This window comes from Pseudomonas sp. MWU16-30316 (genome assembly GCF_020515645.1).
Lineage (GTDB): Bacteria > Pseudomonadota > Gammaproteobacteria > Pseudomonadales > Pseudomonadaceae > Aquipseudomonas > Aquipseudomonas cerasi.
The window spans coordinates 907,406-921,785 of record NZ_JAIZAZ010000001.1 but is presented as its reverse complement, the minus strand read 5'-3'; the positions used below and the strand labels follow the sequence as shown (position 1 = coordinate 921,785).

The 14,380-nt window shown below is 61.4% G+C and carries 12 protein-coding genes and 1 pseudogene; 8 read left to right on the top strand and 5 right to left on the bottom strand.

Translation table 11 applies throughout. The annotated features are described in order from the left end of the window. The first annotated feature begins 81 nt into the window (after window positions 1-81). The 4 genes and pseudogenes from mnmC to LCH65_RS04260 all read left to right on the top strand — a co-directional run bounded on the left by mnmC (window position 82) and on the right by LCH65_RS04260 (window position 6,456). Complete coding sequence (gene mnmC, locus LCH65_RS04275) at window positions 82-2,064, top strand: bifunctional tRNA (5-methylaminomethyl-2-thiouridine)(34)-methyltransferase MnmD/FAD-dependent 5-carboxymethylaminomethyl-2-thiouridine(34) oxidoreductase MnmC (protein ID WP_096137177.1); 1,983 nt, start codon at window positions 82-84, stop codon at window positions 2,062-2,064. A gap of 174 nt (window positions 2,065-2,238) precedes the next feature. Further along, window positions 2,239-2,907 carry an ABC transporter ATP-binding protein gene (locus LCH65_RS04270; RefSeq protein ID WP_003363300.1) on the top strand — a complete coding sequence of 223 codons (669 nt, stop codon included), beginning with the start codon at window positions 2,239-2,241 and terminating at the stop codon, window positions 2,905-2,907. Further along, the gene (locus tag LCH65_RS04265) at window positions 2,907-5,387 is read left to right on the top strand and encodes an ABC transporter permease (protein ID WP_226439184.1); all 2,481 of its coding nucleotides are present in this window, start codon (window positions 2,907-2,909) and stop codon (window positions 5,385-5,387) included. Before LCH65_RS04270 ends, LCH65_RS04265 begins: the two co-directional genes overlap by 1 nt. Next, window positions 5,377-6,456, top strand: a pseudogene (locus LCH65_RS04260) (lipocalin-like domain-containing protein). The gene LCH65_RS04265 and the pseudogene LCH65_RS04260 overlap by 11 nt, the downstream one beginning before the upstream one ends. A 16-nt stretch (window positions 6,457-6,472) precedes the next feature. Here LCH65_RS04260 and LCH65_RS04255 read toward each other — a convergent pair. Both LCH65_RS04255 and LCH65_RS04250 read right to left on the bottom strand, forming a co-directional pair. Next, window positions 6,473-6,877: a type II toxin-antitoxin system HicB family antitoxin gene (locus LCH65_RS04255; protein ID WP_058397167.1), complete on the bottom strand. Its 405-nt coding sequence runs from the start codon at window positions 6,875-6,877 to the stop codon at window positions 6,473-6,475. 35 nt (window positions 6,878-6,912) lie between these two features. Then, entirely contained in the window at window positions 6,913-7,095 is a 183-nt protein-coding gene (locus tag LCH65_RS04250) for a type II toxin-antitoxin system HicA family toxin (protein ID WP_003434313.1), read from the bottom strand. Between the two features lie 284 nt (window positions 7,096-7,379). Between LCH65_RS04250 and LCH65_RS04245 the strand changes: the two genes are divergently transcribed. From LCH65_RS04245 to LCH65_RS04230, 4 genes are all read left to right on the top strand, one after another. Further along, window positions 7,380-9,152, top strand: a complete 1,773-nt coding sequence (locus LCH65_RS04245; protein ID WP_024661722.1) for an N-acetylglutaminylglutamine amidotransferase — start codon at window positions 7,380-7,382, stop codon at window positions 9,150-9,152. A 3-nt stretch (window positions 9,153-9,155) separates the two neighbouring features. Further along, window positions 9,156-10,904 carry an N-acetylglutaminylglutamine synthetase gene (gene ngg / locus LCH65_RS04240; RefSeq protein ID WP_054082162.1) on the top strand — a complete coding sequence of 583 codons (1,749 nt, stop codon included), beginning with the start codon at window positions 9,156-9,158 and terminating at the stop codon, window positions 10,902-10,904. A 79-nt stretch (window positions 10,905-10,983) separates the two neighbouring features. Further along, window positions 10,984-12,180: an osmoprotectant NAGGN system M42 family peptidase gene (locus tag LCH65_RS04235; protein ID WP_003412697.1), complete on the top strand. Its 1,197-nt coding sequence runs from the start codon at window positions 10,984-10,986 to the stop codon at window positions 12,178-12,180. Between the two features lie 67 nt (window positions 12,181-12,247). Further along, window positions 12,248-12,475 (top strand): YheU family protein, encoded by a 228-nt coding sequence (locus LCH65_RS04230; RefSeq protein WP_003314533.1) that lies wholly within the window; start codon window positions 12,248-12,250, stop codon window positions 12,473-12,475. Window positions 12,476-12,554: 79 nt separating this feature from the next. Here LCH65_RS04230 and csrA read toward each other — a convergent pair whose 3' ends face one another. The 3 genes from csrA to LCH65_RS04215 all read right to left on the bottom strand — a co-directional run bounded on the left by csrA (window position 12,555) and on the right by LCH65_RS04215 (window position 14,373). Next, window positions 12,555-12,749: a carbon storage regulator CsrA gene (gene csrA / locus LCH65_RS04225; protein WP_003363316.1), complete on the bottom strand. Its 195-nt coding sequence runs from the start codon at window positions 12,747-12,749 to the stop codon at window positions 12,555-12,557. Between the two features lie 170 nt (window positions 12,750-12,919). After that, entirely contained in the window at window positions 12,920-13,252 is a 333-nt protein-coding gene (locus LCH65_RS04220) for a YnfA family protein (RefSeq protein WP_096104943.1), read from the bottom strand. Window positions 13,253-13,557: 305 nt separating this feature from the next. Then, window positions 13,558-14,373 carry an SDR family oxidoreductase gene (locus tag LCH65_RS04215; RefSeq protein ID WP_003363320.1) on the bottom strand — a complete coding sequence of 272 codons (816 nt, stop codon included), beginning with the start codon at window positions 14,371-14,373 and terminating at the stop codon, window positions 13,558-13,560. Between the last annotated feature and the right edge of the window lie 7 nt (window positions 14,374-14,380).

Below are 14,380 nucleotides of genomic sequence, written 5' to 3'. Positions count from 1 at the left end.
TCGGTCAATCCGCACGCCCTTGATAGCACTTTTCTCTGCGCAGACGGCTAAAATGCCGCCACTGCCTCTGCCGAGCCCGACATGACCATTACCCGCCACGCCCAGATCGACTGGGACGAACACGGCAACCCGCGTTCCCGCGAATTTTCCGACGTGTACTTTTCCACCGAGTCCGGTCTGGACGAGACGCGCCACGTGTTTCTGGTGCAGAACGACCTGCGCCGACGCTTCACCGAATTGCCGGACGACGGCAGGCTGATCATTGGTGAAACCGGCTTCGGCACCGGGCTGAATTTCCTCTGTGCCTGGCAGTTGTTCGACGAGTGCGCGCCCGCCAATGCGCGCCTGCAGTTCGTCAGCGTCGAGAAATACCCGCTGAGCCGCGCCGACCTGCAGCGTGCCCTGGCGTTATGGCCAGAGCTGTCGCCGTTCGCGGGTCAATTGCTCGATCAATATGTGGCTGTGCATGAAGGCTTTCAGCGTCTGGTGTTCGCTGGCGGCCGTGTAACCCTGACGCTGCTGATTGGCGATGCGCTGCAGATGTTGCCGCAACTGGACGGGCAGATCGACGCCTGGTTTCTCGACGGTTTTGCGCCAGCGAAAAACCCGGAAATGTGGACCCCCGAGCTGTTTGCCGAACTGGCGCGCCTGTCCACATCGAGCACCACAATTGGCACCTTCACCAGCACCGGCTGGGTGCGCCGCTCGCTGAATGCGGCAGGTTTCAAGATGAAGCGCGTGCCGGGCATCGGCCATAAATGGGAAGTGCTGCGCGGCACTTTTATCGCCTGGCCAGAGGACGTGGCGCACCCGCCTGCCGCCAAGCCCTGGTTCGCCCGCCCCGCGCCGATTGGCGGCGAGCGCAAAGCGCTGGTGATTGGCGCGGGGCTGGCCGGCTGCGCCACCGCGCAGAGTCTGGCGCAACGCGGTTGGCAGGTCAGCCTGCTGGAGCGCCACGCCGCACCGGCACAGGAAGCATCCGGCAACCCGCAGGGCGTGCTGTACCTGAAACTGTCGGCGCACGGTACAGCGCTGTCACAGTTGATCCTCAGTGGTTTCGGTCATACACGAAGGCTGCTTGAACGCTTGCAGCGCGGCGTCGACTGGGACGCTTGCGGGGTGCTGCAATTGACCTTCGACGACAAGGAAGCGCTGCGCCAGAAACAGCTGGCCGATGCCTTCCCCGAATCACTCCTGCACCTGCTGGACCAGCCTGCGGCCGAAGCGCAGAGCGGCGTTGCGCTGAACAGTGGCGGGCTGTTTTACCCCGAAGGCGGCTGGGTTCATCCGCCTGCGCTGTGTCACGCACAGGCCGCGCATGCCAATATCCGCCTGATCGCTCATCAGCAGGCATTGGAGCTGAGACGCGTCGATGATCAGTGGCAGGTCTGGAGTGACGAACAGTTGATCGACAGTGCTCCGGTCGTGGTGCTGACCGGGGCAGCTGATATCCAGCAGTTTTCGCAGAGCGCCGACTTACCGCTCAAACGCATCCGCGGGCAGATCACCCGTTTGCCGCAGACTCAGGCCAGCACGGCATTGCGCAGCGTGGTGTGCGCCGAGGGTTATGTGGCTCCGGCGCGTCTGGGCGAACATACGCTGGGGGCCAGTTTCGATTTCAACAGCACCGATCTGACGCCGAACCTGGCCGATCATCTGGACAATCTGGGGCTGTTGCGGGAGATCTCGGAAGACCTCACTACGCGCCTTGGGGCCGCCGATTTGGCGCACGAGCAATTGCAGGGGCGCGCGGCGTTTCGCTGCACCAGCCCGGATTACCTGCCCATCGTCGGCCCACTGGCCGACCGCAAGGCGTTCATGCAGACCTATGCCGCGCTGGGCAAGGACGCACGTCAGGTGCCGGACATCGCCTGCCCGTGGCTGGACGGCCTGTACGTCAACAGCGGCCACGGTTCGCGCGGGCTGATCACCGCGCCGCTGTGTGGCGAACTGATCGCCGCCTGGCTCGATAACGAACCACTGCCCCTGCCACGCAGCGTGGCCGAGGCCTGTCACCCCAACCGCTTTGCCTTGCGCGGGCTGATTCGCGGCGGCGGGAAGTAGCTTTATGATTGTCGTTCGGGAATGCTTGTCGCGACGCTCTGCGTAGCAAAGAGGACGCAGAGCGTCCTGAACGGCATGACGACGCGGAGCGTCGCACGATAGCTGATATCTGGTCGCGACGCGCTTGCGCTCAGGCGCTACTCTTTGAACTCAGTCAAGCATATAGAGCCGCTCATGCTGCAAGTGCGAAACGTATTCAAGCGCTACACCACGGCGCAGGGGCCGCTGGATGTCTTGCGTGGTGTCGATCTGCATCTGGCACAGGGCGAAAGCCTGGCGTTGATGGGTGAGTCCGGCAGTGGCAAGAGCACCTTGCTGCATTTGGTGGCGGGCCTGGATCAGGTCGACGATGGCAGCATCGAGGTTGCAGGCCAGCGTCTGGACCTGATGAACGAAAGCCAGCTGGCCAACTGGCGGCGTACCGAGATCGGTCTGGTGTTTCAGCAGTTCAACCTGATCGGCAGCCTGAAGATAGCCGACAACCTGGCGTTTCAGGCACGACTGGCCGGGCGCGTAGATGCAGCTTGGCTGGCGCATTTGATCGAGCGCCTGGGTCTGGCTGCACTGCTGGATCGCTATCCCGAACAACTCTCCGGCGGACAGCAGCAACGAGTGGCGATAGGCCGCGCCCTCGCCTCTCGACCCGGCCTGCTGCTGGCTGACGAACCCACCGGCAATCTCGACGAAGCCACCAGCGACGAGGTGCTGCAACTGCTGCTGGATATTCTCGCCGACAGCCCCACCAGCCTGCTGATGGTCACCCACAGCCCGCGCGTCGCGCAGCGCCTGTCGCGTAAAGTGGTACTGCATATGGGGCGTCTGGCTGACGAAGGCGAACGCTGATGCGGGTTTTCTATTGGACGCTGCGCGCCCTGCTGAGCCATTGGCGCCGTCATCCGGTGCAGTTTTTCAGTGTGCTGACCGGCTTGTGGCTGGCCACCGCGCTGCTTACCGGTGTGCAGGCGCTCAATAGCCAGGCGCGGGAAAGCTACCAGCGCGCCAGCCAGCTGATTGGCGGCGAGCCGCAGACCCGTATCGCCGCCAGCAGCGGCGGGCTGTTCCCGCAGGCATTGTTTATCGAGTTGCGCCGCGAAGGCTGGCCCGTATCGCCCATGCTGCAAGGCCGTATCGTGCTTCAAGGGCGCGAAGACCGTCGCCTGCAACTGATGGGTATCGAGCCGGTAACCTTGCCGACCGGCTCGGCACTGGCCGGGCAGACGCTGAACGCCGAACAGGTCGTGGACTTCCTCACGCCGCCGGGCATGACCTGGATCGCACCGCAGACCCTGCAAGCGCTGGGGCTCGAAGAAGGCCAGCAGCCGTTGACCGAAACCGGTGTTCCGCTGCCCCCCTTGCACGCCAAACCCGACATGGCGCCCGGCGTTTTGCTGACGGACATAGGCTTTGCGCAACCGTTGCTGGGCCAGCCGGGGCAATTGTCCGGAATGCTGCTGGCCAAGGATTTTGCCCGGCAGAACCCTGCGCTGCCGGCAGCCCTGAATGACCTGCTGGTGATCAAGAAAAGCGGCGAAGAAAACAATCTGGAGCGTCTCACCGAAAGCTTCCACCTGAATCTGAATGCGCTCGGGGTGCTGTCCTTCATCGTCGGCCTGTTCATTGTCCACGCGGCCATTGGCCTGGCCCTTGAACAGCGCCGTGGGCTGTTGCGTAACTTGCGTGCCTGTGGCGTCAGCGCACGCCTGTTGATAGCTGCGCTGGGCGTGGAGCTAGGTGCGCTGGCCCTGTTGGGCGGTATTTTTGGCGTGGTCAGTGGCTACTTGCTGGCCAGCCTGTTATTGCCGGATGTCGCGGCCAGCCTGCGCGGCTTGTACGGCGCGGAGGTCGCCGGCCAGTTGAACCTCAGTCTGTGGTGGTGGCTGAGCGGTATCGGCCTGAGTCTGCTTGGCGCGTTGCTGGCCGGTGCCAACAGTCTGTTGCGGGCTGCGCGCCTGCCGTTGCTGGCGCTGGCCGATGCACAGGCATGGCAGCAAGCCCATGCACGCTGGTTGCGGCGTCAGGCGTGGGTGGCGGTGCTGGGCGTTGTGGTTGGCGTGAGCGCGCTGTCGTTCGGCACCAGTCTGATGCTGGGGTTTGTGATGATGTCCGCCCTGCTGCTCAGTGCCGCACTGGCCCTGCCGGTTTTACTGGACGCCATGCTTGGCGGTCTGTTGAAGCGCAGTCGCTCGGTGCTTGGGCAATGGTTTCTGGCGGATTGCCGTCAACAGTTGCCCGCCCTGAGTCTGGCGCTGATGGCCCTGTTGCTGGCGATGGCCGCGAACATCGGCGCAGGCAGCATGACGTCGGGTTTTCGTCAGACGTTCAACAGTTGGCTGGAGCAACGCCTGACCGCCGAACTGTATGTCAGCCCGCAGAATCCGGAGCAGGCCGAGCCGCTGAACACCTGGCTGAGCAAGCAACAGGATATCCGCGCCGTGCTGCCCAACTGGCAAGTGCCGGTGCAAGTCCAGGGCTGGCCAGCGGACCTGTTTGGCGTGATCGATCATGACACCTATCGCCAGCACTGGGCGTTGCTGGAATCCGTCGCCGGTGATCCGTGGAATCTGTTGCGCGATGAAGACACAGTCATGCTCAGCGAACAATTGGCCCGCCGCCTTCAACTGGGGCTGGAAGATACGCTGAATGTCCCGGTGCCCACTGGCAAGTGGACCCCACGCATCGTCGGGATCTATGCCGACTATGGCAACCCCAAGGGCCATCTGCTGGTCAATGCCCGGCACCTGCTCGCCCACTGGCCGCAATCGATGCCGGTGCGTTTCAACCTGAGGGTCGATCAGACGACAATCCCGTCGCTGGTCACCCGGCTGCAAGCGCGTTTCAAGCTGGACGACAATCACATCATCGATCAAAGCCAGCTCAAGGGCTGGTCGAGCCAGGTCTTTGAACGTACGTTTGCCGCCACTGCCGCACTCAACAGCCTGACACTGGGCGTGGCTGGCGTGGCGCTGTTCATCAGCCTGCTGACCCAGAGCCAGAGCCGCCTCGGGCAGCTCGCCCCGTTGTGGGCGCTGGGCGTCACGCGACGGCAACTGATGCTGCTCAACCTGGGGCAGACCTGGCTGCTGGCGGTCCTGACACTGGTGCTCGCGCTGCCACTGGGGCTGCTGCTGGCCTGGTGCCTGGATGCGGTGATCAACGTTCGCGCCTTTGGCTGGCGCCTGCCGCTGCAGGTGTTCCCGCTGCAACTGCTGCAATTGATGGCGCTGGCGATGCTGGCGACTTTGCTGGCCTCGGCCTGGCCGTTGCTGAGGCTGTACCGTAGTCGTCCAGCGGATCTAATCAGGACATTCGCCAATGAACAGTAAATGGCTGGTGCCGCTGGTCATCGCAGCGCTACTCACCGCTTGCGACGACAAACCGCAGCCTGAAAGCGGTTTCGCCGGTCTGGGCAATACGGCCGACAGCTATGCGCAGGTGACACCCGGCAAGGTCTTTTCATTCCCACAGGACCACGGCCAGCACCCTGGCTTTCGTATCGAGTGGTGGTACATCACCGCCACCCTCAAGGATGACGCGGGCCAGCAGTTCGGCGTGCAGTGGACGTTGTTTCGCAATGCCCTGCGCCCTGGCCAACAGACCGGCAGCGGCTGGAATGACGGCACGATCTGGCTGGGCCATGCGGCGGCGACTTCAAGCAGCGGCCATCATGTGGCGGAGCGTTATGCGCGCGGCGGTATCGGTCAGGCCGACGTGACACTGGCCCCGTTCTCGGCGTGGATCGATGACTGGGCCTTTACCAGCAATGTCCGCAGCGGTGATCCGCTGACTGCCATGCAACTGAAGGCCAGCGGCAAGGACTTTCGCTACGACCTGAACCTGACATCCAGCAAACCGCTGGTGCTGCAGGGTGAACAGGGCTACAGCCAGAAATCGGAGGCGGGCCAGGCGTCGTACTACTACAGCCAGCCGTTCTTCGACGCCAAAGGCGGCGTGGAAATACAAGGCAAGTCCTATCAGGTCACCGGCCACGCCTGGCTGGACCGGGAATGGAGCAGCCAGCCACTGACCGCCAACCAGAGCGGCTGGGACTGATTTTCGCTGCAACTTGCAGATGGCGATCGCCTGATGCTCTATCGCATCCGCCACAAGAACGGTGCCCCCTACCTGACCGGTAACTGGATAAGCGCCGACGGCACTACCCGGATGCTGCACGCCAACGAGATCAGCCTGGAGCCATTAAAGGAAACCGTGATCGGCGAGCATAAAGTGCCCACCCGCTGGAGAGTCAGGGTCCCGGACCGAAACCTGGACATCACCACCGATGCGCTGAATCCGGCCGCCTGGATGGGCGTGAGTATTCCCTACTGGGAGGGGCCGGTGAGGTTCAGCGGGAGTCAGGAAGGCGTGGGGTATCTGGAGATGACCGGGTATTGAGCGCTCCGATTAGCCGTCATGCCCGGCCCAGTTTTTCCAGCGCCGCGTCGGCCAGGAAGGTGGAACGACTCTTGATGCTGTGATCCCGTACATAGCGATCGATCTGCTTGATCACGAAACCAGGCAGTGTGACGTTGACCTTCTCCGTCTTACCAAGATAAGGCGTTACGTCAATCTCGATCATGCCCCAGCCCATTCCGGCGAAATCGGTATTCCTGGCGTGCTCGGCAACAGTGCCGGCCTTGGGTATGGTTCCACCACCAGCTGCTATTTCCTGAAGCATGATATGAGCAATCTCCACCGCCGCGGCGTGGGCTTCCTCGAACGTATCGCCTGCGGTTACGGCACCTGGGATATCGGGAATCTGGATACCAAACGCCGTGGTTTCGCTTCCCCATTCTATGCACATTGGATATTTCATTTTTTTCTCCAAAAGGGTATCAGGGCAAAACTGGACTAAACCAGCCCGGCAAGCTTTTTGATGGCCCGCACCGTCCCGAATGGCAAGTCTTTCTTGGGATGTGGCACGGGGACTGTCTGAAGTTTTTCAGGATGCTTGAACATATGGTGACTGCCTGAAACACGATCCAGAATCCATCCATCTGCTTCAAGCTCCTTTATCAATTGCCTGCTCTGCACCCCCACCTCCAGTCATTCGACTTAAAAAAATATAACCCTGGGCGCATGTTAAGACAATACAAAAAAGGCACCCGGAGTTATCTTTTTTATTCCTTCACAACTTATTTCGCGAAGACTAGCCTGCGCTTGCCTGGCTCGACGAGGGAGCCAGCCAATGCAGCCAAACCAGCTGAAAACAAACGCTTATAACTTTTTGATCTAAAACTACCATGCCCTCACTGGGTCAGTTTCTGGGTGACTGCACTTTCTCAGTCACCTCCCCAACGGAAACCCGGTAAGGACTTATGTGCGGATTAGCAGGTGAATTACGTTTCGACCATCAACCAGCGGACCTAGCCGCTGTTGAACGCATTACCCATGAGCTGGCGCCTCGCGGCCCGGATGCGTGGGGGTTTCATAGTCAGGGGCCAGTTGCCCTTGGTCATCGTCGCCTGAAAATCATGGACCTGTCGGATGGCTCGGCGCAGCCGATGATCGACAGCAATCTGGGCCTGTCCATGGCCTTCAACGGCGCGATCTACAACTTCCCTGAATTGCGTGCCGAGTTGGAAAGCCTTGGCTATCAGTTCCATTCCGGCGGTGACACCGAAGTGTTGCTCAAGGGCTATCACGCCTGGGGCGCAGACATGCTGCCCAAGCTCAATGGCATGTTCGCCTTTGCTATCTGGGAACGTGACAGCAAGAATCTGTTCATCGCCCGTGACCGCCTCGGCGTCAAGCCTTTGTATCTGTCGAAAACCGACAAGCGCCTGCGCTTCGCGTCCTCGCTGCCTGCCCTGCTCAAGGGTGGTGACATCAGCGGGATGCTTGATCCGGTGGCGCTCAACCATTACCTCAACTTCCACGCGGTGGTGCCTGCGCCGCGCACCTTGCTGGCCGGCGTCGAAAAACTTCCGCCAGCCAGCTGGATGCGTATCGACGCCAGCGGCAAGGTCGAACAGAAAGTCTGGTGGACCCTGCCCTACGGCCCGCACGAAGACGAGAAAAATCTCACCCTCGAAGACTGGCGCGACCGCGTACTGGACAGTACGCGTGAAGCGGTAGCGATCCGTCAGCGTGCTGCCGTGGACGTCGGTGTTCTGCTGTCCGGCGGCGTCGACTCGAGCATGCTGGTAGGTCTGCTGCGCGAAGTGGGTGTCGAGGACCTTTCGACCTTCTCTATCGGTTTCCAGGATGCCGGCGGCGAGCGTGGCGACGAATTTCAGTATTCCGACCTGATCGCCAAGCACTACGGCACGCGCCATCACCAGTTGCGTATCCAGGAACGTGAGATCATCGAGCAGTTGCCTGCGGCGTTCCGCGCCATGAGCGAACCGATGGTCAGCCACGACTGCATCGCCTTCTATCTGCTGTCGCGTGAAGTGTCGAAACACTGCAAGGTGGTACAGAGCGGTCAGGGCGCTGATGAACTGTTCGCCGGTTACCACTGGTACCCGCAAGTCGACGGCGCGAGCGATCCGGTGGCGGCCTACCGCGACGCATTCGTCGACCGCAGCTACGCGGAATACGCCGAGACTGTGCAGCCGAAGTGGCGCACTGCCAATGACGCCGCCGGTGATTTCGTTCGCGATCACTTTGCCCAGCCAGGCGCCAGCGCCGCCGTCGACAAGGCCTTGCGCCTGGACAGCACGGTGATGCTGGTCGATGACCCGGTCAAACGTGTCGACAACATGACCATGGCCTGGGGCCTGGAAGCGCGCACGCCGTTCCTTGACTATCGTCTGGTCGAACTGTCGGCTCGCATCCCCGGCAAATTCAAGTTGCCCGACGGTGGCAAACAGGTGCTGAAAGAAGCTGCGCGCATGGTCATTCCTTCGGAAGTGATCGACCGCAAAAAAGGCTACTTCCCGGTGCCTGGCCTCAAACACTTGCAGGGCGACACGCTTAGCTGGGTACGCGAGTTGCTGACCGACTCCAGTCAGGACCGCGGCCTGTTCAACCCTGCCATGGTCGACAAGCTGCTGACCAACCCCGAGGGCCAGCTCACGCCATTGCGCGGCTCCAAGCTGTGGCAACTGGCAGCGCTGAACCTGTGGCTCAGCGAACAGGGACTGTGATCGATGAAACAGAACGCGACGACTTATAGCCAGCGCCTGTTGCGCGGCCAGTCGCCCTCGTACGAACGTCTGCAGGCACGACTCGCTGAAGACGGCAGCCAGATAGATGCAGACCCTCTGGCGCTGCATTGTGGCTGGGGACGCTTGCTGATCGGTCATACCTACCCTGATCCGGCCGCGCTGGCTCAGGACCTGCTCAACGAAAAACCCGGCGAGCGCGACATCGCCCTGTACGTGGCAGCGCCGCAACAGGTGTTGGCGCAGTCTCCGCAGCAGTTGTTTCTCGACCCGTCGGACACGTTGCGCCTGTGGTTCAGCGATTACCGCCCGGCGCACCGTGTGTTTCGCGGCTACCGCATACGTCGTGCGCACAATGAAAGTGACTGGCAGGCCATCAACAACCTGTATCTGGCGCGCGGCATGCTGCCCATCGACCCCGAGCTGCTGACCCCACGCCACGAAGGTGGCCCGGTGTATTGGGTGGCCGAGGATGAGGGCAGCAAAACGATCATCGGCAGCGTCATGGGCCTCAATCATCAAAAGGCCTTCAATGACCCGGAAAAAGGCAGCAGCCTCTGGTGCCTGGCCGTCGACCCGCAATGCACGCGTCCGGGCGTGGGCGAAGTACTGGTCCGGCACCTGATCGAGCATTTCATGAGTCGCGGCCTCAGCTACCTCGACCTGTCGGTGCTGCATGACAACGATCAGGCCAAGGCGCTGTACGCCAAATTGAATTTCCGCAACCTGCCGACCTTCGCCATCAAGCGCAAAAACGGCATTAACGAGTCATTGTTTCTCGGCCCTGGCCCGCAGGCGGACTTCAATCCGTACGCGCGGATCATTGTCGAGGAAGCCCACCGGCGCGGCATTGACGTGCAGGTGGATGATGCGGATGCCGGGCTGTTCACTCTCAGCTACGGCGGTCGTCGCATCCGCTGCCGCGAGTCGTTGAGTGATCTGACCAGCGCAGTGAGCATGACCCTGTGTCAGGACAAGAGCCTGACACATCGTGCCCTGAAGGCCGCCGGCCTGCGCTTGCCCGAACAGCAAAGGGCGGGCAACGCAGACGATAATCTGGCGTTTCTCGAAGCGCACGGGCAAATCGTGGTCAAGCCGCTGGACGGTGAACAAGGCCAGGGCGTGGCGGTTGATCTGCGCACTATCGAAGACGTGCAAGCCGCCATCGAACAGGCTCGTCAGTTCGATACTCGCGTGATCCTGGAAAGCTTTCACGAAGGCCTGGACTTGCGCATCGTGGTGATCGGCTTTCAGGTCGTGGCTGCGGCGATACGCCGTCCGGCTGAAATCATTGGTGATGGTCGCCACACCATCAAACAGTTGATCGAAGCCCAGAGCCGACGCCGCGCCGCGGCAACGGATGGCGAAAGCCGCATTCCGATGGATCAGGAAACCGAGCGCACGGTGCGCGAGGCCGGTTTTGACTACGCCGATATTCTGCCGATGGATCAGCGCCTGGCCGTGCGCCGTGCCGCCAATCTGCACACCGGCGGCTGCCTGGAAGATGTCACGGCCATTCTGCACCCGGTGCTCAGCGACGCAGCAGTACGTGCTGCACGGGCGCTGGATATCCCGGTCGTCGGTCTGGACCTGATGGTGCCGGCCGCCGATCAGCCTGAATATGTGTTCATCGAAGCCAATGAACGCGTAGGCCTTGCCAATCACGAACCACAACCCACCGCCGAACGTTTCGTCGATCTGTTGTTTCCGCACAGCCTGCCTGTGCATATCTGATCGCAGCTGCGGGCACGGCTGCAAATGGCGCATCAGCCTTTGCAGCACGTGGCTTGCAACTGTTCCATGAGGAGCATCCATGACCCCTGCAAATATCCCCGATCCGGATCTGAAATACCTGCAGAAAGTTCTGTTGGAAATGCTCGCGATCCCAAGCCCTACCGGCTTTACCGACACTATTGTGCGTTACGTGGCCGAGCGCCTCGAAGAACTCGGCATCCCGTTCGAACTGACCCGCCGCGGCACGATTCGCGCCACGCTGAAGGGCAAGCAGAACAGCCCCGACCGGGCCGTATCGGCGCACCTGGACACCATTGGTGCCAGTGTTCGGGAAGTCAAAGACAACGGCCGCCTGGCGCTGGCTGCAGTCGGCTGCTGGTCGAGCCGCTTTGCCGAAGGCAGCCGGGTCAGCGTGTTCACCGACACCGGCGTAATCCGTGGCAGCGTTCTGCCGCTGATGGCTTCCGGACATGCGTTCAACACCGCCGTGGACGAAATGCCGATCAGTTGGGACCACGTCGAGCTGCGCCTGGATGCCTATTGCACCACCCGCGCCGACTGCGAATCACTGGGCATCGGCATCGGTGACTTCGTGGCTTTCGACCCGCTGCCGGAGTTCACCGAGAGCGGACACATCAGTGCCCGTCACCTGGATGACAAGGCCGGTGTGGCGGCACTGCTCGCCGCGCTGAAATCCATTGTCGACAGCGGTGCCGAGCCGTTGATCGATTGCCACCCGCTGTTCACCATCACCGAAGAAACCGGTACCGGCGCAGCCGGTGTGCTGCCTTGGGATGTGAGCGAATTCGTCGGCATCGACATTGCACCGGTTGCGCCGGGGCAACACTCCAGCGAGCACGCCGTCAGCGTGGCGATGCAGGACTCGGGCGGTCCTTACGACTACCACCTGTCTCGTCATCTGCTACGGCTGGGCGTGGACAACGAGCTGCCGGTGCGTCGTGACCTGTTCCGCTATTACTACAGTGATGCGCACTCGGCGGTGACCTCGGGGCATGACATCCGCACCGCCCTGCTGGCCTTCGGCTGTGACGCGACGCATGGCTACGAGCGCACGCATATCGACAGTCTGGCAGCGCTGAGCAAGTTGCTCGGTGCCTACATGCTCAGCCCACCGGTATTCGCCAGCGATGCCAAGCCTGCGCAGAGCTCGCTGGAGCGCTTCAGCCATCAGATCGAGCACGATGCGCAGATGGAATCCGATACCCGCGTGCCACCGGTCGACAGCCTGATCGGGCAGAATCGCGAAGAGAGTTGAGGCCCTGTGAATTGCGGTGCATGGCACCGCAGTTCTATCATCGCCGCTCATCGACACGAGAACCGCCATGCTGATCCCCTACGACCAACTGGAACCTGACACCCTCACTCGCCTGATCGAGGATTTCGTCACCCGTGAGGGCACCGATAATGGCGATGAAACACCGCTGCAAACCCGGGTACTGCGCGTGCGTCATGCGTTGACCAAAGGCCAGGCGGTGATTTTTTTCGACCTGGAGAGCCAGCAGTGTCAGCTGATGCTCAAGCACGACGTACCCAAGGAGTTTTTTGAATAACGCCTACGGTGCCTTAGTCGGGTTTTCGACAGGCCGAGTCAGGTCATCTGCCCATAAGATTGCTTGCTGACAACGCCGCTCACTGAAGCGGCGTTGTTGCCTGTTGCGAAAGCGTCCTGGCAATGCGCTTGTAGACCTCGGCGCGGTGCACCTTGACGTCTTTCGGGGCATTGATCCCGAGCCTGACCTGATTGCCGTTGATCCCCAGAATCTGCACGGTGATGTCATCACCGATGGAAAACGTTTCGCCAATTTCCCGCATCAGTACCAGCATTTTTTCCACCCTTGCGTTGCGCAAAAGAGGCAGGGTGCATGGCGAAACGTGGCGCTTCAATGCGCTGATGGCAAATCAGTAACGTCCTGCGACAGCACCGGAAAAGACTGAAGGAAACGTCTTACTTTCCGGCCAAATCCGTGGGAAATTTCGTTCGCGGCGGTGGTTACTCAGGAGGCAGCCCAACGTGGCCCCAGCAGAATGATGGTCGCACCGAGGACGCAGAACGCCAGACCCAGCCAGTCCGTGCCCAGCGGCCTGACCCGCTCGACCAGCCCCAACCAGGCGATCGACGCAATAATATAGATCCCGCCATACGCCGCATAGGCACGCCCCGCGTAAGCCGCCTCCACACGTGTCAGCAACAGTGCAAACAGCGTCAGGCTGGCCAGCGCAGGGATCACCCACAGCGCGCTCTTGCCCTGGCGCAGCCATAGCCAGAAGGCATAGCAGCCGAATATCTCGAACAGGGCGGCGAGGAAGAACCACAGATAATTGAGCATGAAAGGTTCTCAGGACAGGGCTGAAAGATGCGCGCAACCCTACCAGAAAACCGTGCGGTCATGACCTTGATAACCTTGAACAGGCAACGCCGTAACCTCAAGAGGACGCGGAGCGTCCGGAAAGGCATGCGACGCGGAGCGTCGCACGATAGTTGCGGTTATCGTTCCCTACGCTCCAGCGTGGGAATGCAGATCGCGACGCGGAGCGTCGCACGATAGTTGAGGTGATCGTTCCCTACGCTCCAGCGTGGGAATTCAGATCGCGATGCTCTGCGTCGCAAGAGGACGCGGAGCGTCCGGGCTAGTCAGGCATGCCCCTTTTGCGCCTTGGCGCGCATCTTGGCGCACATGACGGTCATTTCGTCATACATCGCCTGTGGCTGTTTGCGCTTCAGGTCCCAGGCCATACGGCCCTCTTCGTGGGGCAGGATCATGAATTCGCCTTCGCCCACCTGCCTGAAGATGTAGTCGGCGATATCTGCGGCGGTGATCGGCGACTTCTCCAGCAACCTGCCGATCTGCGCCTTCATCGCGGGCGTAGGGCCACGGAAGGAATCCAGCAGGTTGGTTTGAAAGAACGATGGGCAGACCACATGAACACCAACCCCCTGGTCATGCAGTTCGACCAGCAGGCTCTCGGAAAGCGCGACGACCCCGGCCTTGGCGACGTTGTAATTGCTCATCGCCGGGGCCTGCATCAGCGCTGCCATCGAGGCGATGTTGATGATCCGGCCCTTGCTGGCCAGCAGCATTGGCAGGAACGCCTTGCAGCCTTTGACCACGCCCATCAGATTGATTGCAATCTGCCAGTCCCAGTCCTCCAGCGACAATTCGTTGAAGAAGCCACCGGACGCGACACCCGCGTTGTTGACGATGATGTCGATACCGCCAAAGCGCTGTTCGCACGCTTGGGCAAACGCGGTGAGCTGGCTGTAGTCGCGAACGTCGCAACGCTGCACAAAACCGTCACCACCCACCTCGCGTACCAGCGCAAGGGTCTCCTGCAGGCCTGCATCGTTGACGTCCGACAGTGCCAGCCGCCACCCTTCGCGCGCCCAGCGCAGTGCAATTTCACGGCCCAGACCTGAGCCGGCGCCAGTAATCATGATGCGGTTTTGCATAGCCGAG

Coding starts and splice junctions, on each gene's coding strand:
- mnmC (WP_096137177.1), top strand. CDS start 82: ATGACCATTACCCGCCACGCCCAGATCGACTGGGACGAACACGGCAAC.
- LCH65_RS04270 (WP_003363300.1), top strand. CDS start 2,239: ATGCTGCAAGTGCGAAACGTATTCAAGCGCTACACCACGGCGCAGGGG.
- LCH65_RS04265 (WP_226439184.1), top strand. CDS start 2,907: ATGCGGGTTTTCTATTGGACGCTGCGCGCCCTGCTGAGCCATTGGCGC.
- LCH65_RS04255 (WP_058397167.1), bottom strand. CDS start 6,877: ATGAAATATCCAATGTGCATAGAATGGGGAAGCGAAACCACGGCGTTT.
- LCH65_RS04245 (WP_024661722.1), top strand. CDS start 7,380: ATGTGCGGATTAGCAGGTGAATTACGTTTCGACCATCAACCAGCGGAC.
- ngg (WP_054082162.1), top strand. CDS start 9,156: ATGAAACAGAACGCGACGACTTATAGCCAGCGCCTGTTGCGCGGCCAG.
- LCH65_RS04235 (WP_003412697.1), top strand. CDS start 10,984: ATGACCCCTGCAAATATCCCCGATCCGGATCTGAAATACCTGCAGAAA.
- LCH65_RS04230 (WP_003314533.1), top strand. CDS start 12,248: ATGCTGATCCCCTACGACCAACTGGAACCTGACACCCTCACTCGCCTG.
- csrA (WP_003363316.1), bottom strand. CDS start 12,749: ATGCTGGTACTGATGCGGGAAATTGGCGAAACGTTTTCCATCGGTGAT.
- LCH65_RS04220 (WP_096104943.1), bottom strand. CDS start 13,252: ATGCTCAATTATCTGTGGTTCTTCCTCGCCGCCCTGTTCGAGATATTC.
- LCH65_RS04215 (WP_003363320.1), bottom strand. CDS start 14,373: ATGCAAAACCGCATCATGATTACTGGCGCCGGCTCAGGTCTGGGCCGT.